A 20,604-nucleotide genomic window follows, 5' to 3' on the forward strand; every position below is an offset into this window, starting at 1 on the left:
CGATCCTTAATCGGTCGCGTTGCAGCCCCTTCGCCGCGGAGCTCACTCGAGGGCGTCCCAGCCCGGCGTCTCGGGTGCGCCCCGCTCCTCCTCGACCGTTCTGGCGGCCGACGGCGTTGGGGTCGTCCCGTCGGCGCTTGCCTCCCGTCGTTCCCACTCCTCGATCGCCGGACCTACCCAGGCGTCCTCGTCGTCGCTCGCGGTCGCGTCCCCGTCGTCGCTCGGGGTCACGTCCTCGAGCGACTCGAGCGCTCGTTCGTACCCCCGCTCGTAGTGGTTCTCGGAGATCGCGAGGGTGCCCGGACTCGAGGCGGCGGCGACGGCCAGACACTCCGCGCGGTCGGCGGGCCGCAACTCGCCCGCGGCGAGTCGATCGAGGAGGCCCTCGAGTTCGTCGGGACGGGGGTGACAGAACAGCTTCGCGCCGATCGCCTGCGGGCCGAACAGCAGGTCGTCGGCGTCGTCGTGGCTGCGCTCGAGCAGGCGCTCGCCGCCGAACGCCGACTCGACGCGCTCGCACTCGGTCTCGGCCCCCAGCGCGAGGTTTCGCTCGGGGTAGACGCCGCACTCGTCGGGAAAGCGATCGGTGCCGTGGATCCGACACTGCAGCGTCGTCGGGTCGAGAAAGACGCAGGTCGGCAGCCAGGTCGCGTCCTCGCGACCGAACGGGGCGACGGGCTTGGGCGGCTTCCGGAGCCCGACGAAGAAGGCGGGACGGCCCGCGACCGCGGCGACCCTGTGATCGCCGACCGCGACGCCCTCGTCCTCGCCGACCGCCCAGAACCGCGGCGTCAGCGCCGCGGCCGCCCCCCGCTCGAGGAAGGTCCGAACCTCGTCGCGGGTGAGCGCGGCGAAGTTGTAGCCGTCGTCGATCGGGGTGCGCTCGGCCCCGGAGCCGCTTTCGGGGATCGACCGACCGACGGCGCGGTCTCCCGCGTCCGTCTCGCCCTCGTCGAGCAGCGGTCGCCAGTCGAGACAGCAGCCGGCACAGCCCTCGCAGTGCACCTCCATGGTCGCCGGTACCGTGGGCGCGGCAATAACGGCTGTGCCGGGGGAACGACTTTCACCGCTCGGGGCCGATCCTCGCACATGGCGCGGGACACCTGCGAGGGCTGCGGGCGAACGGTGACGATCGCCGGCGGGATCGCCAACATCTGGTCGTTCGGCGATGCCGGCAACGCCGGAACCGCGATCGCTCTCGAGCTCGAGGACGGTTCGGATCACCTGCTGTGTTACCCCTGTATCGCGGCGCTGCCCGACGAGCCGACGGACGCGGACGTCGCGCGACTGGCCCGGGTCGACGAGGAGACGTCGCGGCTCGAATCGAACTGAGGCGGCGCCGGAGAACGGAGCGTCGAACCGAAAGCAAACGTGTGACACACCACCACGATCGCCGTCGAGGTTCGATCCGACGCTGCGAGCGGAAGGGGTGGGATTTGAACGCCACGAGGCACGATGGCCGCCGCGGGCCTGACGGCGCCGCGGTGCTCTACCGCTGAGCGACCCTTCCGCACTCGAAGTCGACGACGGGGTCCGTATTCGTAATCGACCCGCTACCGACCCCGTACCGGGCTCCTACGTCTCGATAGGCGGCGCCTTCTCGAGTTACGCCGGCCGGAACCGTCGCCGACGATCGCGGGACGCGGGACGGTTCGCAGCCTTTAGGGCGCGACCCGCCGTGGGTCGAACGGTGAACCCCGAGCGGATCTTCGAGGCCTTCCCCGCGCCGAGCTACCGCGGCGCTCAGGAGGCGGCGCTTCGCGACGTCCGGGACGCGTTCGCGGCCGACAACGACGTCGTGCTGGTGCGGGCGCCGACGGGCAGCGGGAAGTCCCTGCTCGCCCGCGCGGTCGCCGGCTGCGCGCGGACCGTCGGCGAGGCCGAGCCCAGCGAGGCCGCGGGCGCCTACTACACGACCCCGCAGGTCTCCCAGCTCGACGACGTCGCGGCCGACGACCTGCTCGCGGATCTCAACGTCATCCGCGGGAAGTCGAACTACACCTGCATCCTCCCCGAGGAGCGCGATACCCCGGTAAACCAGGCCCCCTGCGTTCGCGAGCGGGGGTACGACTGCTCGGTCAAACACCGGTGTCCGTACTTCTCCGACCGGGCGATCGCCTCGAACCGGTCGATTGCGGCGATGACGCTGGCCTACTTCATGCAGACGGCCGGCAGCGAGGTGTTTCGCAAGCGCGACGTCGTCGTGATCGACGAGGCTCACGGATTGGCGGAGTGGGCCGAGATGTACGCGACGATCCAGCTCGGCCCGCGAACGGTGCCGTTCTGGGACGAGCTACGCGTTCCCGAGATCGACGGCCTGGATCGAGCGGTCCGGTACGCCGAGAACCTCGAGCAGATCTGCACCCGCCGGAAGGACGAGCTGCTCGGCCAGGAGTCGCTCACGCCGCGGGAGGTCCGTCAGCGCGACCGCCTCCAGGAGTTGCTCGGCGAACTCGACTGGTTCGTCTCGGACTACCGGGACCCCGAGAGTCCGACGACGTGGCTGGTCGACCAGTCCGAACCGCGCTCCGACGGCAACGGAGGCGACGATTCCGACGGGAGCGGCGAGAAACTCGGCGGTCCACTGACGATCAAACCGATGAACCCCGAGCGTTACCTCCGCCACACCGTCTGGGACCGCGGCAACAAGTTCGCGCTGCTGTCGGCGACCATCCTGAACAAGGCCGCCTTCTGTCGGCAGGTCGGACTCGACCCCGCCGACGTCGCGCTGGTCGACGTCCCCCACAGCTTCCCCGTCGAGAACCGCCCGCTGTACGACGTCACGCAGGGGAAGATGACCTACGAGCACCGCTCGGAGACGACGCCGAAGCTCGCCCGGACGATCGTCCGGCTCATGCAGGAACACCCCGACGAGAAGGGGTTGATCCACACCCACTCCTACGCCATCCAGGAGCGACTGGCCGACCTCCTGGGTGATTTCGGCGTCGGGGATCGGATCCGCGTCCACGACCGCGACGACCGCGACGCCGCCCTCGAGGAGTGGAAAGCGAGCGACGACCCCGACGTGTTCCTCTCGGTGAAGATGGAGGAGGCGCTGGACCTGAAAGGCGAGCTGTGTCGCTGGCAGGTGCTCTGTAAGGCCCCGTTCCTCAACACCGGCGACTCGAGGGTCGCCCACCGCCTCGAGGAGGGCCAGTGGGCGTGGTACTACCGAACCGCCCTGCGGACGATCGTCCAGGCGTGCGGACGGGTCGTCCGGGCGCCCGACGACTACGGCGCGACCTACCTCGCCGACTCGAGCCTGCTCGACGTCTTCGACCGCGCCCGCTCGGACATGCCCGACTGGTTCGCGGCACAGGTCGATCGGATGGAGCGCCCGGAGCTGCCGGCGTTCGACCCGAGCGCGGCCGTCGACGGCTCGAGTTCGGGCGATCGTTCGCGGAGCGGTTCGGGTCGGAACTCGAGCGGTCACTCGAGGGGCGGTCGTGTCAGTTCCTCGCGCTCGCGGCGTTCGTCGGGCTCGAGTCCGCTGGCGGACGTCTGGGATACGGACGGGTAGTTAGCAATCGGATTCTCTTCGCGGATCTGGATTCAAGTGACCGAGCGTTACGTAGAGCGTGCGTATGGACCGTCCGGCGTTGTATCTGCAGCCTCAACCAACCACTGCCGGGTGGGACTGAAAAGGGCTGGCGCGTTGAGCGGACGCGAAGCGTCCGCGAGGTCGTCGGCGCGAAGTCGTTCGAAACGGCTTCGCCGTTTCGTGATGCCAAAAATCTTCGATTTTTGAGCACGCCGACTGCTCGAGGGACCACCGATCCCTCGCTGCTCGGGAGAGCTCCGCTCTCCCGTTGCTCGGGGAGCGAGGCGACGTAAGCACCGACCGAGCGGAGCGAGGGAGGCGCGCAGCGAGCCGTAGCCCTCGAGCGGACCAGGGGCTTTCGGGGAGATACTGACGAGTAGCAGGTTCTGCTCACACGAACACAGGGGATTGCCACGCCCTCCCCAACCGATTCGTTCGGTCGCGTCGCTCCCTCACTCATCCCTCGCACAGTATCATCGACCGTCCTCACTGACGTTCGGCCGGTCGACAGCGCGCGCCACCGCAGAAGGAAGGATCAAACCGAGCTGATACGTAGTTCTCCTGTGCTGATCACGAGAGAAACTGCTCGGACTGGATTCGATAGAGCCGTGGAATCCGGGATGACAGTCGCACGCGGCTATCACAACGCCGCCGTCGCGCCCCAGGCGATCATGGAGGTCACCATGAGGGCGACGAACAGCAGGGCGATGAGCTGGTTTCGGTCCATGTGTACGCGCAGTCAGTCCCGCGGTATGAATGTCACGCCCGGTTCACTCCTCGAACCGCGCGTCGACGACGACGTGGGCGACGCCCGCGCTGTGGCTCTTGACCCGTCGCTTTTCGAGCACCTCGAGCTCTCTCTCTGCCCGCTGGGCCGCCGTCTCGAGCCGTTCGATCGGTCGGTCCCACAGCCGCGACTCCGGGGTCGCCTCGTGGTAGTGGACGACCCCGCCGGGCACTAGCGCCTCGAGGGCGTGCGGGAGAAAGTCGCGGGCCTCGTCGGTTCTGGCGGTGCGAGCGTCGGCCGCGTCCTCGCTTCCCGCGCCGTCCGCGCGCCCGTAGTAGCCCATGACGACCCTGTCGACCTCGAGCTCGCCCGCCAGCTCCCGACAGTCGGCCGTGTAGGCGTCGATCCGATCGCCGACGTCGTTGAGCACGGCGTTCTCGAGCAGGTAGCGGAAGGCGGTCGGGTTCAGCTCGGTCGCGGTCACCCGCGCACCCGTGCGGGCCATCGGGAGCGCGAAGTAGCCGATCCCGGCGAACATGTCGAACACCCGCTCCCCGGGGTCGACGACCTCGCCCATCCGGACCCGTTCGGCCTGGTTGCCCGGCGAGAACATCACCTTCGCGGGATCGAGCCCGTACCGGGTGCCGTGCTCGACGTGAACCGTCTCGGTGTCGCGCTCGCCCGCGAGCAGGCGGGTCCGGGGTTCGCGGTAGGTGCCCGCCGTCCCCTCGTTGGCGATCCCCTCGTCGGCCAGCACGCTGTCGGCCTCGCCGTGGAGCTCGAGTAAGGCCTCGGCGACGTCGGTCTCGTCGGGGCACTCGTTCGGGAGCGTCACGAGGACGATCGAACCGATCACGGCCCAGGAGCCGGGCGCACCCTCGAGGGCGGCGTCGCTCCAGCCCCGTTCGGCGAGCAGGTCCTCGAGGTCTCGGCTCCGGAACGCGGGCTCGAGCTGGCGGACGACCTCGAGGACGCGGGTGTCGGTCGGGGGTTCGGTGATCGGGAGCGCGATCCGCTCGGGGCGGTCCTCGCGAGTTGCGTCGTCCCCTGCGGAAGCCGTTTCGCTCACAGCCCGGCTTCCCTCGAGCGCCTCGTCGACGCGCTCGCCGTGATCCGAGACCACGTCGCTGACCGCCTGGACGCGCCGCGAGTCGTCGTAGACGCCCTCGGCGCGAAGCGACTCGATAGCCGTCTCCGTCCGCTCGCTCTCGACGACGGCCGCCAGCGGCGCGTCGGCGCGCTCGAGGGCGTCCGTCGCCGCGGTCGTATCCGCGTCGGGATCGGACCCCTCAGGCATCGTCCTCGTAGGGGTCGTAGTAGCCGTCGTCGTCCTCGTCGCCGGTGTCGGGATCGGGATCGGGCAGGATGTGGACGCCCGCGCGGCTCTTCAGGACGGGGACGGTCTCGACGTCGGGATCGAAGTAGTCGGGACGGGCGACGGTCTTGGCCCGGAACGTCTCGGGATCGAGCACCTGAACCGCGTTCTCGTCCTCGACGGTGACGACCGTCGTCTCGACGGCTTCCTCGCGCTCGCCGAGCTTGCGGGCCTCCGGCGAGTCGCCCTCCTCGTAGTCGGCCTCGTAGCGCTCGCCCGTGGTCACCCGGGTTCCCTTGAGGTTTCCGTGAGCGCTGCGGACGAGGACCGGACCGTCGTCGTCGTCCGCGAGGTCGATGACGTCGCCCGGCCTGTACGGCGGGAGGCGGACGGCGAAGGTGACCCGGTAGACTTCGTTGCCGTCCTCGTCCTCGGTGACGAGCGTCTCGGCGTCGTTCACCGAGCCGCCGAACTCCTCGACGGTCTTGTTCGCGATCTTCTTGCCGATCTTGTTGGTCGAGACCTTGATGTCGAGGCCGTCGTCCGTCTCGCCGACCTCGGTAACGAAGGCGTTGCGGTCGCCCGTCGCCTCCATGTCGGCGACGACCTGATTCGCGATCTCTTCGGCGCGCTCGAGTTCCTCGCTCGTCGGCGTTCGCCCCTCGGCGCGGATCTGGACGATGCTGGCGTAGTAGTCGCCGGCGATCCGGCCGCACCGTTGACAGGTCTGGCGGGCGATCCTGACCGGGACCGTCACCTGCTCCTCGACGGGCGTCCCGCGCACGACCCCCGTGAAGTAGGCGTGGATCCGGATCGCGTTCTCGTCGACCTGTTCGGGCTCGACCTGCCAGGCGACGTCCTCGACGTCGACGTGGACCGCCAGGGCCTCGCCGACCTCCTCGAGGGCGATGTCGGTGTAGTCTTTCGCCCCGACGTCGACCCAGCGATTCCGCCGGTAGACGGCGCCACAGCGGGCGCAGACCCGCACCTCGATCCGCTCGGGCGCGTCGACGAAGTCGAAGTCGGCGAAGTAACAGCTATCGCAGAGTTCGACCTCGGCGCCGGGGCGGAGCGGATCGGTCGCCGCCTCGGGGTCGCCCGCCGATCGGTCGGGTACCGGATCTCCGCAGCGAGGACAGAACGCGCGCGACTCATTCATTGTCCCCGCTTGGAGAGTGAGGATGTTAAGCGGCCCGCTCTCCGCACGCTCACTTCCGCTCGGCGGACGCCAGTCGATCGCCGGCGGCGCTTCGTCGCAACCACTCGAGGACGACGGCGCCGCCGGCGATCCCCGCGCCCGACGTGAACCCGGGTACCGCCTCGTCCTCGTCGTCGGTGTCGTTGCCGAGCACCTCGTCGGCGTCTTCGGTTCCGTTGCTCCCCTCGCCGGACCCGCTGTCGTTTCCGGTCCCGACGCCGGCGGTTTCGGGATCTCGGGTTTCGAAGGTGTCGTTGCGGTTTTCGGGCCGAGAGACGTTGTCGCTCTCGCTCTCGTTGGCGCTGACGTCGTCGAACGCCGACTCCGACCGGATCGCCAGTAGCCCCCCGGCCGCGGCGTAGAGGGTGTCGTCGGCGAGCGCGAGCTCGTGGGGGTGGGCGTCGGTTCTGATCGACCACTCGAGCGTGCCGTCCTCGAGGGCGAGCGCGACGATTCCGGCCCCCCCGTTCGCGCTCCGAATGCCGACGTACAGGGTCTCGCCGTCCGCGACCGGCGGACCGTACACCGCCGACTCGAGCGCCGGCCGCCACCGCTCCTCGCCGCTCTCGCGATCGTAGCCGACGATGTCGTCCCGGGTCAGCGTGTAGATGCGATCGTCGGTCGCCAGCGTCGCGGCGTACCCGTCGCCGATCCAGCGAAGGTCGCCGGTTTCGGTCTCGTAGACGGCGACCTCGTCGACCCCGCCGACCTGGACCGCGACGACGTCGTCCGTCGCGAGGACGACTTGCTCTCGAAACCCGCCGTCGTCGGTGCTCCAGCGCACGTCGCCGTCGTCGCCTTCGATCGCGTACAGCGATCGCCCGTCGGTCGCGAAGACGGCGCCGTCGGCGGCGGCGACGGGCTGATCGACCAGCGTCCCGTCGTCGGGCTCGAACGCCCACAATCTGGCGCCCTCCGCGGCGTCGACCGCGTGGAGCGTGCCGTCGGAGACGACGAGCGCTCGTCCGTCGACGACGGTCGGCTCGGAAACCGCGTCGCTTTCGAACCCCTGCTGCCAGACGGGCTCCGCACCCTCGTTCTCGAGGGCGGTGAGATCCTCGCCGCCGACGTAGACTCGGTCGTCGACGGCCGTCGGGGTGCCGTCCGCGCCGACGTCGTCGCTCTCGGCGATCCGTTCCCCGTCGGCGGCGTCGAAGGCGTGAACCGCGCCGTCGGTCGTCCGGTAGACGACCCCGTTGCTCACCGCGACCGAACCGCCGGACTCGGTGTGCTCCCAGTCGACGACGGCGGGATCGTCCGGCCCGCTCTCTCCGGCCGCGTACCCGGTGTGACCGGGGTTCCCGCGACGGGAAGTCCACCCCCGATCGGTTGAACCGACCTGTCCCGCCGTGCCGTCGGCGGCCGTCCGCCGCGACGCGAGGGTTCCGACGACGGCGGCGAGCCCGCCCACTTTCAACACCCGGCGTCTGCCGTACCCCGTCATGTTCGAGGTCGGTATCGACGCTCCTCCCTTATAAACCCGATCGCATCGTTCTCTTTTCGACGTCGGGCGGAGTTCCACGGGAAACGAAGGGGTGTGACCGCGACCCGCGGGAACCGTCGGCGCGTCTCGACCGACGGCAGCGGTGACACTTATTTCGCCGGAGCCCTTCGATTCGCGTATGGACTGGCAGCCGGATTGGGGTCTCCGCGTGCGGATGTTCGTAACGATGTTCCTGTTGTTTGCGTTGTACATCGTCTTCGCCGGGGTGATCGCCGCCTACATGGGAAGTATCGCGGTCTTCGTCGTGCTCTTTGGCGGGATGTCGCTGGTGCAGTACTACTTCAGCGACACGCTCACCCTGAAGAGCATGGGCGCGAGGACGGTGTCGGCCGAGGAGTACCCGCAGCTCCACAGCTCGATCGAACGGCTCTCCCAGCAGGCCGACCTCCCGAAACCGAAGGTGGCCGTCGTCGACTCGAAGGTGCCGAACGCCTTCGCGACGGGACGCAACCAGAAAAACGCCGCCGTCTGTGTCACGACGGGACTGCTGAGCACCCTGAACCGGGAGGAGCTCGACGGCGTCCTCGCCCACGAGCTCGCCCACGTCAAGAACCGCGACATGATGGTGATGACGATCGCCTCCTTCCTCTCGACGATCGCCTTCATGATCGTCCGCTGGGGGGCCTTTTTCGGCGGCGGGCGCAACCGAAACCAGGGCGGAATCGTGGTCGCGATCCTGGTCTCGCTGGTGGTCTGGATCCTCAGCTACCTCCTCATCCGAGCGCTCTCGCGGTACCGCGAGTTCGCCGCCGACCGCGGCGCCGCCACGATCACCGGCAAACCGTCGGCGCTCGCCTCGGCGCTGATGAAGATCTCGGGCGAGGTCGACAAGGTACCTGACACGGACCTGCGCGAGGAGGCCGAGATGAACGCCTTCTTCATCATCCCGCTGAAATCCGGCGTCGTCGGGCGGCTGTTCAGCACCCACCCCTCGACCGAGCGCCGGATCGACCAGCTCCGCGACCTCGAGCGCGAGATGGAGGGCTTCTAAGGGGGTCCGCCCCACACTCCGGGTATGGGACTACTGGACGGGCTGCGCTCCATCCTCGGCACCCGCGCCGAGTCCGACGCGAAACGCGACGCCGACCCCGACGACCTCTTCGGGATGAGCACCGCCTACCTCACCATGGAGGCGGAGCTGGGTTACGAGTCCGTAGACGTCGGCGCGCTCTGTTTCTCCGGCGTCGACTCGAGCAGCTTCCGCGAGGCCGTCGACGAGGTCGAGGCGATCCTCGAGGCGGGCCGCGAGGACACCGGGACCGAGTTCGCGGTCTCGGCGGACGACCACGGCTACCACTGGGTCGTCCTCGAGGACTCGGATCCGGAGGACCTCATCACCAGCCTACACTTCGCCGCGGACACGTTCATCGAGCACGGCTACGGCTCGCGGCTGCTCGCGGCCGTCTTCGCCTACCGGAACGAGCGGGGGCCGGCCTACTGGATCTACTCGTTCCGCCGGGGGCGGTTCTACCCGTTCGCGCCCCGTCCCGGCCGGGAACGGGATTCGAACGCCGAGTTCAAACTCGAGTCGACGCTGGACGGCGAACTCGAGGTCGAGCGCGAGAAGGAGTACTGGTACCCGCTCTGGCCCGACGAGGGCGGGACCCACCCCTGGGAATGAGCCCGATGGCGACTCGATTCCCCCGCGGCTCCAAATATGTTTGGAGCCAACGGTATGACGTTCTCCGGCGTATCCGTGTGTACGGCGGGACGCCGCGTCAACTGCGCCATACACCCAGTTGTCGAATCCGCTGCACCCTGCGTCGGTCGTCCTGCCGCAGCCTCCACCCTACCCCCTCTTTCGCTTCCGTTTCCCGTCGACCGCGGAGTCGGCCGTGTCGAACCAGTTATGCGCCCGGCATCGGTACGCCCGACCCGTGAGCGACTGGACCCAGTTCAAGCGGGACCCGCAGCGATCGGGCGTTCGACGCGACCTCGAGGACCCCGCCCGCGTCGCGGAGTCGTGGACGGTCGAACTCGACGCCGTCGCGGGATCGCCGGTCCTCGGCCGCGACGCCGTCGTCGTCGGGACCGAACGCGGGAACCTGTACGCGTTCGACCGCGAGACGGCCCGTCGACGGTGGGTCTTCGAGACGGGCGGCGGGATCGACGCGACGCCGATCGTCACGGCCGAGCGCGTCTACGCCGCGACCGACGCCGGAACCGTCCGCGCGATCGATCCCGGAACGGGCGACCCGATCTGGCGGACCGACCTCCCCGCACCCCTCGAGTCGGCCCTCGCGTTCGCCGACGGGCGGCTCTACGCCGGCCACGCCGCGGGGCTCTCGGCGCTCGAGGGGGAGACGGGCGAACGCGTCTGGACCCACGAGACCGACGCCCCGGTCGTCGGCGCGCCCGCGGTCGCCCCCGATCGCCGTCGGGTGTACATCGGCACCGCCGACGAGCGAGTGCGCTGTCTCGAGGACGGCGACGGCGCGCCCGAGGAGGTTTGGACCGCGCCGACCGACGGGGTCGTCGCGGCGCCCCCGACGATCGCCGACGGGCGCGTCTACGTCGCCGACGACGCCGGCACGCTGCTCGCACTCGATACCGAGACCGGTCAGCCCTGGTTCAGTTACGACATCGGCACCGCGTTCACCACCTCGGCGACGGTCCTTCCCGAGGAGGGGACCACCTTCGTCGGCGCCGACGACGGCTACCTCCACGTCACCGACACCCGCTTCGGCCGGCGCAAGGTCCGCGGCTGGCTGTTCTCGAGGAAGGGAGTCGAACTCGACGGCGAGGTCCGCTCGAGCCCGGTCGTCGCGGGCGACACCGTCTGCGTCGCCGACGCGACGGGGTCGGTGTACGGCGTCTCGGCGACCGACTACGACCTGCGCTGGCACGTCGACGTCGGCGCCCCGGTCGCGGGAACGCCCGCGGTCGCCTCGAACCACCTGTACGTCCCCGCCGAGGGCCGACTGGTCCGACTCGCGTGGACGACCGACGGTTCGCGGTAGCCGCGCTCGAGCCGTTCCGCCCTGCCCCTCGCCGAGCCGCTCTCGCGGTACGCTCTCGTCCTCGCCTTCGCCCGTAAACTTCCACTTCGGCTCCCCGATCGACCCCGCGCCGCCCGGCACTTTCACTTTCACTCCCCTGTTAACGAGGCTTTATGGGGCGTCCGCCACAACGAGTGAGTAATGCCAGACGCAGACCTCGAATCCCTCCCCGGTGTCGGCCCGGCAACCGCAGACAAGCTCCACGAAGCGGGCTTTGACTCCTTCCAGAGCCTGGCCGTCGCATCGCCCTCCGAACTCTCGAACACGGCCGACGTCGGCGAATCGACGTCGGCAGACATCGTCCGCGCGGCCCGCGACGCCGCCGACGTCGGCGGCTTCGAGACCGGATCGGCGGTGCTCGAGCGACGAAACGAGATCGGCAAGCTGAGCTGGCACATCGACGAGGTCGACGACCTGCTCGGCGGCGGGATCGAGACCCAGTCGATCACCGAGGTGTACGGCGAGTTCGGCTCCGGGAAATCGCAGGTCACCCACCAGATGGCGGTCAACGTCCAGCTTCCGAAGGAAGTGGGCGGTCTCCACGGCCGCGCGATGTTCATCGACAGCGAGGACACGTTCCGCCCCGAGCGGATCGACGACATGGTTCGGGGCCTCCCGGACGAGGTCATCGAGGCCACCCTCGAGGACCGCGAGATCGAGGGAACCCCCGGCGACGAGGCGACGATGGACGACCTCGTCGACGACATCCTCGACAAGATCCACGTCGCGAAGGCGTTCAACTCCAACCACCAGATGCTGCTGGCGGAGAAAGCCAAGGAGCTCGCGGGCGAACACGAGGAGGCGGAGTACCCCGTTCGACTGCTCGCGGTCGACTCGCTGACCGCGCACTTCCGCGCCGAGTACGTCGGCCGCGGCGAACTCGCCGAGCGCCAGCAGAAGCTCAACAAGCACCTCCACGACATCGACAAGGTCGGGAACCTCTACAACACTGCCGTCATCGTCACCAACCAGGTCGCCTCGAACCCCGACTCGTTCTTCGGCGACCCGACCCAGCCGATCGGTGGCAACATCCTCGGCCACAAGTCCACCTTCCGGATCTACCTCCGGAAGTCCAAGGGCAACAAGCGGATCGTCCGCCTGGTCGACGCGCCGAACCTCGCCGACGGCGAGGCCGTCATGCGCGTCGAAGACGGCGGCCTAAAGCCGGAGTAACGACGCGGATACGCCGATCGCTCGTCTCCGGTGGTCGGTAGAAGAGAACGGCTGTCGTTCGTCCGACTCGAGTTGCACCCGCGAGCGACTTTTGTGGTCCAGATTCGTTCGGGGAGTGGTCAGCGACCGCAGGGGAACCCGACGAAAGAGAGCGGGTCCTAGTCCTCGGTCGAGGTCTTCTCCTTGTCGAGTTCGCCCCGGTAGATCTCCGCGCCGTCCTGGGCGACCTTCTCCGCGAGGACGGCGCACTTGACCCGCATCGGCGAGATGTCGACGCCGAGCATGTCGATCACGTCGTCGCGATCCATCTCGAGCAGATCGTCGACGGACTTGCCCTGCAGTTCGCCCGAGAGCATGCTCGCGGAGGCCTGGCTGATCGCACAGCCGTCCCCGGAGAAGGCGACGTACTCGATCGTCTCGTCGTCGTCCTCGAGCTTGACGTCCATTCGGATCTCGTCGCCGCACATCGGGTTCTCGCCGACGTGGGTGAAGGTCGGATCCTCGAGCTCCCCGTAGTTGCGGGGGTTCTTGTAGTGGTCGAGGATCTGCTGTCGGTACATATCGGAGCCCAGTCCCATCGTTGGGGACGCGTACGGTCGTGCGCTGTAAAAGGGTTCCGGGCCGAGAGCTGCCGCTACGGGGCTCGAGGCCGTCGAAAACCGGACCGGATGCGTACGCATCCGAACTGTCTGGTTAGTCGGCGAACGATCGCTCCTCGGTACCCCCCGTCGACCCCTGGTCGATCGGCGGGTTCAGGTAACAGACGTCGACGACGGTGCCGACGCCGACGATCGCAGCGCCCGCGAGCGCGTACGGCGCCGGAACGCCGAACGCGGCCGCGGCAACCAGCGCGATCACGAACGCGATCGGGATCGTCCCGAGCGCGAGGTCGTACCGGTCCGCCGCGGCGAGAACGTCGATCAGGGCGTCGAAGGGATCCCGTTCGGGACGTCCGAGCGTCTTCTCGTGCATCCGTTCTCACCTCGGCACGTAGCCGTACGCGTCCGATTCTAAAAACTTTTTTCGAGTTTCTTATTTCCCCCGCGGCCCGTCGACGTGCGGTGCCGAGGACGGGACTCGCCGTCCGTCAGGACGTCTTCGGACACGGGTTCTCGAGGGGGTACTCGACGTCGTCGGGGTAGGCGCTCTCGTCGGTGGGCTGGAGTTCGAGGGCGATACAGAACCGATCGAGTCCGACCTCGAGGCTCCCGAACAGGAGGAGTTCGACGATCTCCGCTTCGGTGAACGCCTCGCCCAGTTCCGCGAAGAAGTCGTCGGAGAGCCTGTGGGGGTCCGTCGAGAGCCGTTCGGCCAGCGAGACCGCGAGGTACTCCCGGCGGGAGAGCCCCTCGGGATCGATCTCGCCGAAGACGGCGTCCTCCTTGGGGGCGACGGCGTCGCGCACCTCGAGGGTCCGGACCGTCGCGCAGTAGGCGCACTGGTGGGCTTCGGCGACCTTGAGTCGCATCAGCTCCAGCAACTCGGTGTCGACGTTCGCTCCGCGCCCGAACGACTCGAACGCGGCCACGACGTGCTCGAAGATCTCCGGGCAGTGGGCCATCGCACCGAAGAACGCGCCGTCGCCGTACCAGCCCGTCTCTGCGTCCTCGAGTAGCTCCCTGGTTCGGTCGTCGTCGACCGCCGTCGGGTCGAGAGGCTCCGGCCGCGGTGACATAGCTCGGTGTTACTCGCGTGCCACGTTATATCTTGCCGTGGGAAGTCACCACTCCTCCGTCCGCCGAGCGACGCCAACGCTAAGGCGGTCGCCGCGGTGGCGTCTACCGATGACGTCCTCTCAGTCCGACGGTTCGGCCGACGAGGATTCGCTCGCGCCCGCCGAGATCACGGAGCGGTTCGCCGAACTCGAGCCCGGCGACGCGGTGCGGGTGAACGATCGCGAACTGACCTACGAGGTGGTCGAAACCGACGACTACGCCGTCGTCGCGGAGTCTCCCGACGGCCGCCGGGTGACGTTCTCCCAGAACCTTCAGTCGGGCGGCTGGACGGTCAACGAGCCCGTCTTCGCCGTCGAACGCCTCGAGGAGTAACGCTTCTCACGTCCGCTCGAGGAACAACCGGAACTCGAGGTCGTTCTTGTCGGCGCCGACGACGTCCGTCGCCTCCTTCCGGAACCTCCCCTCGAGCCCGGTCTCGTCGGTGATCGACGGCTCGCAGAGCCGATCCGCGAGCCGCTGGACGGCGCTTGCCCCCTCGCCCGGCGAACGGAGGACGACCCCGGCGAACTCCTCGAGCGGGAGCGCCGCGAGGCGTTCGACGACCGGTTCGAGCGACGGGTCGTCGCCGACGGCGACGCTCGCGAACCGCCGCGAACCGCGGGTCAGCGTCTCGACGCCGTCCTCGGCGCGACCGTTCCCGTCCGTTCGGTCGATCGCGGCGGTGCGGAGCCGCTCCGCGCGCTCGATCGCGCTCGATCGCCACTCCTCGATCGGCGCGTCGGGCTCGATCCGTACCGCGTAGGCGTCGCCGTCGCCGTCGAACTCGAGGAGTCCGTACGCGACCGCCAGCTCGAGCAGCCTCGAGGACGCGTCGACCGGCAGCTCTCGTCGAGCCTGCGCGGCGGTGAACCGGTCGGTCCCGTACCGGTCGACGGCCGCGGCGTAGAGCTCGAGGACGCCCTCGAGTCGCGGTAGCGCCCCCGTCATCAGTGACCCATCGAGTGTCCGACCGCCCACGGGTATCCCTCGGTGCTTCGCACCAGTCCGCCGGGACCGTGATCGTGGTCGTGGTCGTGACCCGCATCCTCGACCTGCGAGGCCATCGGGACGGCGCCGTCGATGCGGACGATCATGCTCGCGGTCTCGCCCGCGCAGGCCAGCGCCTGGCGTTTGACGTACAGCGGCTCGAGGACGCCCCGGTCGGCCGCGTCGACAACCGACCCGGTCTCGAGGTGCAGTCCCGCCCTGTGGTCGCCGTCGTGGTGGGCGGTTCGCAGCTCCAGCAGCGCGTCGGTCGGATCGATTCCGCTGGTTTCCGCCAGCGTCCTCGGGATCGTCTCGAGGGCGTCGGCGAACGCCTCGACGGCGAGCTGTTCGGGTCCGGCCCGTCCGGCCGCGAACGACCGCAGCTCGCGGGCCAGCGCCGCTTCGACGGCGCCGGCGCCGGGGACGACCGCCTCGTCCTCGACGGCGAGTTTGAGCGCGTAGAAGCAGGTGTCGAGGACGCGCTTCGTCTCGTCGGCGACGTGCTGGGTTCCGCCGCGGAAGACGACCGAGACCTGGCCGAGCTCCTCGAGCCCCGAAACGATCGCAACGTCGGTGGGGCCGAGCGAACGGCGTTCGACGGTCGCGGCCGTTCCGGTCGTCGCCCGCGTCAGGCTCTCGACGGGAACCGGTTTCCCGCCCGTGGCTCGCGCCAGTCGGTGGTGCTCGTCGCGCTGGGTTCGCTCGACCGCGAGGATACCTTCCTCGGCGAGGCGGTACCGAACGGGATCGTCGATCGCCTGCTGGCAGAAGACGACGTCGGCGCCGACTCCGACGACGGCGTCGACGTACTCCTCGTAGACGTCGCGCTCGTACTCTCTGAGCCCCTCGTAGTCCGCGTAGGACTCGAGGTCGACGCGGCCGACGCCCCGTGGGGTGTCGATCGAGAGCGCCTCGTCGATCAGGGCGACCGTCGCGTCCCGGTGGCGGTCCGGGAGCGCTCCCTCCGGGGAGACGACGTCCGTCGAGGACGTCTCCGTGTCGATCACGAGCCCGTCGATCACCGCCGAGTCGTAGAACGAGCCGCCTGGGATCGTCTTTCTGGTGAGTCGCTCGAAGCCGACGCGGCCGTCGCGCTCGATCGCCCGCACGGCCTCGACGGCCCGGTCGGCGAGGAAGTCGGTCCCCGACTCGTCCCACTTGCCCGTGACGACCGTGCGGGCGACGTCGCGCAACCGCTCGTCGTCGGCGACGTCGACGGGCACGGTCAGCTCCGGGAGGGTCTCGACGGCCCGAGAGACGGCGAGGTGATACCCCTCGGCGATCTTCGCCGGCGAAACGCCTCGCTCGAGCAGCGACTCGGCCTCGCCGAGCAGCCCGCCGGCGAGGACGACCGCCGTCGTCGTTCCGTCGCCGACCGCGGTGTTCTGCCCCTGCGCGACCTCCAGGACGAGCGTGGCCGCGGGATGGGTAAGCGTCATCCGCTCGAGGATGCTCGCGCCGTCGTTCGTGATCGCCACCTTCCCGTCGTCGGTGATCAGCATCTTGTCCAGACCGTTCGGCCCGAGCGTCGTTCGAACGATCCCCGCGAGCCGTTTCCCGGCCTCGAGGTTCTGGGCTCGGCTCGGGACGTCCTCGCGTTCACCCGCCGCGAGTCGGTCGTGTGCCGCGTTACTCCCCGACATGTCGTATCCGCCCGTGAGTACAGAACGGACCGTGATAAAGGAACCCGCACCCGTTCCAGATCGCCGCAACTACTCCGTCGCGCACCGACTCCGTCGTCCAACCCGGACCTGTCAGCGTCGCTGAATCAGCTATAACTGCGACCGCGTTACTAGTGAACTCGTATCATGCCGGAAACCGTCTTCGAGGTCGATACAGACTCGCCGCCGGACGAACAGCCCGATCCGATCGTCAACCGCTGGCACCCCGACGTGCCGCCGGTGTCGTCGATCGAACCCGGCGAGAAGGTTCGCGTCGAGTGTCTCGACTGGACCGGCGGCCAGGTCGAGAACGACGACAGCGCCAACGACATCCGCGACATGGAGCTGGACCCGAACCACCACCTGAGCGGTCCCTTCGAGGTGCAGGGAGCCGAGCCGGGCGATATGCTCGTCGTCGACATCCTCGATCTGGGCGCCTTTCCCGACCGCGAGTGGGGATTCAACGCGATCTTCGACCGGGAGAACGGCGGGGGCTTTCTGACCGACCACTTCCCGGAAGCCCGCAAGAGCATCTGGGAACTGGACGGCGTCATGGCCAGCACGCGCCACATCGAGGACGTCCGGTTCCCCGGCTGTGCCCACCCCGGCATCCTCGGGACGGCGCCGTCCCACGAACTGCTCGAGGAGTGGAACGAGCGCGAGCGCGCGCTCGTCGAACGCGGGCCCGACGATCCCACCGCGGTCAACCACGAGACCGGCGAGGCCGAACCGCCGCTGGCGCTCCCGCCCGAACCCAACGACGTCCTGCTGGGCGACATGGACGAGGATCAGGTCGAGGAGGCGGCCGAGGAGGCCGCACGGACGATCCCGCCCCGCGAGAACGCGGGCAACTGCGACATCAAGAACCTCGGCCGCGGTTCGCGGGTCTACCTCCCGGTCTTCGTCGAGGGCGCGAACTTCATCGTCGGCGACCTGCACTTCTCGCAGGGCGACGGTGAGATCACGTTCTGCGGCGCGATCGAGTTCCCCGGCTGGATCGATCTCAAGGTCGACGTGATCAAGGACGGGATGGAGAAGATGGGCACCGACTACGCCATGTTCAAGCCCGGCTACATGGATCCGGACTTCTCGAACTACGTCGTCTTCGAGGGCTACTCCGTCGACGAGGACGGCACGCAGCACTACAAGAACGCCAACGTCGGGATGCGCCGGGCCTGTCTCGACGCCATCGACTACATGACGAACTTCGGCTACTCCGCCGAGCAGGCCTACATGCTGTTGAGCACGGCGCCCGTCGAGAGCCGCATCGCGGGCATCGTCGACCTGCCGAACACCTGCGTCACGGTGTCGGTTCCCCAGGAGATCTTCGAGTTCGACGTCGACCCCGATCGGCTGGCCGACGGCGGCCCCGACGAGAGCCGCGGCGAGGTCGCGAAGACGTCGTAGCCCGCGCCGGTTCCGGGGACTCGAGGGCGGCGGGTCAGCACGCGACCTCGCGGACGGACGCTACCCCGACTCCCGCTCGAAGAGGCGGTCGGACAGGCGTCGAATATCGTCGACGACCTCGCTATCCTCGTCGAGCTTGTACGTCGCCCGGTCCTCGAGTTCGTCCGTCTCGACGACGATGCCGTACGCGACGAGATCCGCTACGTGATCCTCGACCGAATCTGTATCGACGCCCGCGATCCGGCCGATCTCGCTCGCGCTAAAGTGGGTGACGGGATCTTCCGCCTCGGTCAGCAACGCCCCGATGATCTTGGTCTTCGGGTGGGTCCCGAACACGTCGGTCAGCGGGACGTTCGTAGCGATCGCCTCGGGGTCGTCGGAGTTTTCGTCCATACCCGACCCGTCGGTAAGCCGAGGGGTAAAAGTTGAGCGAGCGATTGCCGCCCTGGGGTCGCCCTCGCATAGAATCGGCGGGTATCGGGCGCCTCCGTCGTTAGGCAGTAGTCGTCGAAATCGGGACGGAGAAGCGAACTCGGCTATCGTTACGCGAACAGCTGCCGCGCGTCGTCGAGGGCCGCGACCAGCTTGTCGACCTCCTCGCGGGTGTTGTAGACGTAGAACGAGGCTCGAGCCGACGCCGCGACGCCCAGCTTGTCGTGTAGCGGCTGGGTGCAGTGGTCGCCCGCCCGGATCGCGACCGTGTGGTCGTTCAGGATCGAGGTGAGGTCGTGGGCGTGGACGCCCTCGACGTTGAAGCTGACGAGGCCACCGCGATCGGCGCCGGGTTCGGGGCCGTAGATCTCGACGTCGCCCTCGCTTTCGAGCTGTTCGTAGGCGTAGCGGGCCAGTTCCTGCTCGTGATCGCGGATGCGCTCCATACCGATCTCCTCGAGCCAGTCGACGGCCGCGTGGAGGCCGACCGCCTCGGCGATGGGGGGCGTCCCGGGCTCGAACTTCCAGGGGAGTTCGCCCCAGGTCGAGTCCTCGAAGGTAACTTTCCGGATCATCCCGCCGCCGTAGAGGTACGGTTCCATCGCCTCGAGCAGCTCCCGCTTGCCGTAGAGGACGCCGATCCCGGTCGGGCCGGCCATCTTGTGGCCCGAGAAGGCGTAGAAGTCCGCGCCGATCTCCTTCACGTCGACGGGCTGGTTGGGCACCGCCTGGGCGCCATCGATAAAGGAGAGGGCGTCGTGCTCGTGGGCCAGCTCGGTCAGCTCGGCGACGGGGTTGATCGTGCCCAGCGTGTTCGAGACGTGAACCGCCGAGACGATGGCGGTGTCGTCGCCGATCAACTCGCGGGCGTGGTCCATGTCGAGGCGGCCGTCCTCGTCGACGCGGACGTACTCGACGCTGGCGCCGGTTCGCTTGGCGATCTGTTGCCAGGTAACCAGCGAGGCGTGGTGTTCCATCTCGGTGAGGACGACCTCGTCGCCGGGCTCGAGCTCGTTCAGCCCCCACGAGTAGGCGAGCAGGTTCTCGCTCTCGGTCGTGTTCTTCGTGAAGACGACCTCCTCGCGGCCGTCGGCGCCGATAAACTCGGCGACGCGGTCGTGGGCCACTTCGTAGGCCTCCGAGGCTTCCTGGCTCAGGTGGTGGATGCCCCGGTGGACGTTCGCGTTGGACTCGCGGTAGTAGTCGCTCATCGCGTCGACGACGGGATCCGGGGTCTGGGTCGTCGCCGCGTTGTCGAGGTAGACGACCTGCTGGCCGTCGAACTCCCGCTCGAGGATGGGGAACTCGTCGCGGATGGCCTCGACGTCGACGGCGAGGTTCTGGTGGCTCATTACGCGTAGGGAGGGTTCCCAGACAAAACACTCCTTCGGTCCGACGACAGCGCGTCCGCTCGGCGGTTCGGGTCTCGCAGGGAAAGGGTGGGTGGGTGGGTGGTGTGTCACGACAGGGAACGCCGAACGACTCGGGTGTGTGACTCTGGTGTGGTGGTGGTAGGGCCCTGTCGTACTTCCACGTAGGACCGCACCGTAAATACCGTTGACTCCAACACACTTTGGTATCGTCTCAATCAGACGTAACATGAAGGGGATGCAGGCTAGCTCAAGAAGCCTGGAGACGGACGCAGCCGCCTAGTACATCCGCAACAGCTGGGCGTGTTTCGTTTCCCCGACCTCGAGGACGTTCGCCTCGTCGATAAAGCCCTCCTCGAGGGCGAGTTCGACGGCCCGCGTCCCGACGATGTTGGCGACCGTTGCGCGTGCGAGGCTGTCGACGACCGCCGTCTCGTCGACGGCGTCGCCGCCGTAGAACTTCTCGGTTACGGTCAGAGTGATCTCGTCGCCCTCGAAGGTCTCGCCGAGGACGTCGGCGTCACAGACCGAGACGAGCAGGCCCTCCTGGGTCTCGCGTTCGTTGACGATCATGC

The 20,604-nt window shown here is 68.5% G+C and carries 20 protein-coding genes and 1 tRNA gene; 8 read left to right on the forward strand and 13 right to left on the reverse strand.

The features are described 5' to 3' along the window. Positions 1 to 42: 42 nt before the first annotated feature. On the reverse strand, positions 43 to 1,011 hold the full coding sequence (locus C492_RS05710) for a YkgJ family cysteine cluster protein (protein ID WP_008421341.1): 969 nt from the start codon (positions 1,009 to 1,011) through the stop codon (positions 43 to 45). 78 nt (positions 1,012 to 1,089) lie between these two features. Here C492_RS05710 and C492_RS05715 point away from each other — a divergent pair, with 78 nt between their 5' ends. After that, a complete protein-coding gene (locus tag C492_RS05715; RefSeq protein ID WP_008421342.1) occupies positions 1,090 to 1,332 on the forward strand; it encodes a DUF7561 family protein in 243 nt (80 codons plus the stop codon). Positions 1,333 to 1,421: 89 nt separating this feature from the next. Here C492_RS05715 and C492_RS05720 read toward each other — a convergent pair. After that, positions 1,422 to 1,510 (reverse strand) — tRNA-OTHER (locus C492_RS05720). 180 nt (positions 1,511 to 1,690) lie between these two features. Here C492_RS05720 and C492_RS05725 point away from each other — a divergent pair. Next, entirely contained in the window at positions 1,691 to 3,520 is a 1,830-nt protein-coding gene (locus C492_RS05725; RefSeq protein ID WP_008421343.1) for an ATP-dependent DNA helicase, read from the forward strand. A gap of 791 nt (positions 3,521 to 4,311) precedes the next feature. Here the strand turns inward: C492_RS05725 and C492_RS05730 are convergent. Genes C492_RS05730 through C492_RS05740 form a run of 3 tightly spaced genes read right to left on the reverse strand, consistent with a single transcriptional unit; the run spans position 4,312 to position 8,225 of the window. After that, on the reverse strand, positions 4,312 to 5,565 hold the full coding sequence (locus C492_RS05730; protein WP_008421344.1) for a class I SAM-dependent methyltransferase: 1,254 nt from the start codon (positions 5,563 to 5,565) through the stop codon (positions 4,312 to 4,314). Next, positions 5,558 to 6,742 (reverse strand): 60S ribosomal export protein NMD3, encoded by a 1,185-nt coding sequence (locus tag C492_RS05735; protein ID WP_008421345.1) that lies wholly within the window; start codon positions 6,740 to 6,742, stop codon positions 5,558 to 5,560. Before C492_RS05735 ends, C492_RS05730 begins: the two co-directional genes overlap by 8 nt. A gap of 49 nt (positions 6,743 to 6,791) precedes the next feature. Then, positions 6,792 to 8,225, reverse strand: a complete 1,434-nt coding sequence (locus C492_RS05740) for an outer membrane protein assembly factor BamB family protein (protein WP_008421346.1) — start codon at positions 8,223 to 8,225, stop codon at positions 6,792 to 6,794. Positions 8,226 to 8,403: 178 nt separating this feature from the next. On the opposite strand from C492_RS05740, the gene htpX reads away from it, so the two are divergent. The 4 genes from htpX (at position 8,404) to radA (ending at position 12,457) form a co-directional block, all read left to right on the forward strand. Continuing rightward, positions 8,404 to 9,276, forward strand: a complete 873-nt coding sequence (gene htpX / locus C492_RS05745) for a zinc metalloprotease HtpX (protein WP_008421347.1) — start codon at positions 8,404 to 8,406, stop codon at positions 9,274 to 9,276. 24 nt (positions 9,277 to 9,300) lie between these two features. Further along, positions 9,301 to 9,906: a PspA-associated protein PspAB gene (pspAB, locus tag C492_RS05750; RefSeq protein WP_008421348.1), complete on the forward strand. Its 606-nt coding sequence runs from the start codon at positions 9,301 to 9,303 to the stop codon at positions 9,904 to 9,906. Positions 9,907 to 10,162: 256 nt separating this feature from the next. Beyond that, positions 10,163 to 11,245 (forward strand): outer membrane protein assembly factor BamB family protein, encoded by a 1,083-nt coding sequence (locus C492_RS05755; RefSeq protein WP_008421349.1) that lies wholly within the window; start codon positions 10,163 to 10,165, stop codon positions 11,243 to 11,245. A 180-nt stretch (positions 11,246 to 11,425) separates the two neighbouring features. Next, entirely contained in the window at positions 11,426 to 12,457 is a 1,032-nt protein-coding gene (radA, locus tag C492_RS05760; RefSeq protein WP_008421350.1) for a DNA repair and recombination protein RadA, read from the forward strand. Positions 12,458 to 12,615: 158 nt separating this feature from the next. On the opposite strand, the gene sufU is transcribed toward radA, so the two are convergent. The 3 genes from sufU to C492_RS05775 all read right to left on the reverse strand — a co-directional run bounded on the left by sufU (position 12,616) and on the right by C492_RS05775 (position 14,132). Further along, positions 12,616 to 13,035: a Fe-S cluster assembly sulfur transfer protein SufU gene (gene sufU, locus C492_RS05765; protein ID WP_008421351.1), complete on the reverse strand. Its 420-nt coding sequence runs from the start codon at positions 13,033 to 13,035 to the stop codon at positions 12,616 to 12,618. 115 nt (positions 13,036 to 13,150) lie between these two features. Next, complete coding sequence (locus C492_RS05770) at positions 13,151 to 13,429, reverse strand: hypothetical protein (protein WP_008421353.1); 279 nt, start codon at positions 13,427 to 13,429, stop codon at positions 13,151 to 13,153. Positions 13,430 to 13,544: 115 nt separating this feature from the next. Continuing rightward, positions 13,545 to 14,132: a carboxymuconolactone decarboxylase family protein gene (locus tag C492_RS05775; protein WP_008421354.1), complete on the reverse strand. Its 588-nt coding sequence runs from the start codon at positions 14,130 to 14,132 to the stop codon at positions 13,545 to 13,547. 109 nt (positions 14,133 to 14,241) lie between these two features. Here C492_RS05775 and C492_RS05780 point away from each other — a divergent pair, with 109 nt between their 5' ends. After that, a complete protein-coding gene (locus tag C492_RS05780; protein WP_008421355.1) occupies positions 14,242 to 14,505 on the forward strand; it encodes a sortase family protein in 264 nt (87 codons plus the stop codon). Positions 14,506 to 14,511: 6 nt separating this feature from the next. Here C492_RS05780 and C492_RS05785 read toward each other — a convergent pair whose 3' ends face one another. Further along, positions 14,512 to 15,120 carry a hypothetical protein gene (locus tag C492_RS05785; protein ID WP_008421356.1) on the reverse strand — a complete coding sequence of 203 codons (609 nt, stop codon included), beginning with the start codon at positions 15,118 to 15,120 and terminating at the stop codon, positions 14,512 to 14,514. Further along, on the reverse strand, positions 15,120 to 16,802 hold the full coding sequence (gene thsA / locus C492_RS05790; RefSeq protein ID WP_008421357.1) for a thermosome subunit alpha: 1,683 nt from the start codon (positions 16,800 to 16,802) through the stop codon (positions 15,120 to 15,122). The genes C492_RS05785 and thsA overlap by 1 nt, the downstream gene beginning before the upstream one ends. A 165-nt stretch (positions 16,803 to 16,967) precedes the next feature. Here thsA and fmdA point away from each other — a divergent pair, with 165 nt between their 5' ends. Further along, entirely contained in the window at positions 16,968 to 18,227 is a 1,260-nt protein-coding gene (fmdA, locus tag C492_RS05795; RefSeq protein WP_008421358.1) for a formamidase, read from the forward strand. A gap of 60 nt (positions 18,228 to 18,287) precedes the next feature. On the opposite strand, the gene C492_RS05800 is transcribed toward fmdA, so the two are convergent. From C492_RS05800 to C492_RS05810, 3 genes are all read right to left on the reverse strand, one after another. Further along, positions 18,288 to 18,620 (reverse strand): hypothetical protein, encoded by a 333-nt coding sequence (locus tag C492_RS05800; RefSeq protein WP_008421359.1) that lies wholly within the window; start codon positions 18,618 to 18,620, stop codon positions 18,288 to 18,290. Between the two features lie 149 nt (positions 18,621 to 18,769). Then, positions 18,770 to 20,011, reverse strand: coding sequence for an aminotransferase class V-fold PLP-dependent enzyme (locus C492_RS05805; RefSeq protein WP_008421360.1), 1,242 nt, complete (start codon positions 20,009 to 20,011; stop codon positions 18,770 to 18,772). Between the two features lie 297 nt (positions 20,012 to 20,308). Then, positions 20,309 to 20,602: a DUF424 domain-containing protein gene (locus C492_RS05810; protein WP_008421361.1), complete on the reverse strand. Its 294-nt coding sequence runs from the start codon at positions 20,600 to 20,602 to the stop codon at positions 20,309 to 20,311. Positions 20,603 to 20,604 lie beyond the last annotated feature (2 nt).

This window comes from Natronococcus jeotgali DSM 18795, from assembly GCF_000337695.1.
GTDB classification, from domain to species: domain Archaea; phylum Halobacteriota; class Halobacteria; order Halobacteriales; family Natrialbaceae; genus Natronococcus; species Natronococcus jeotgali.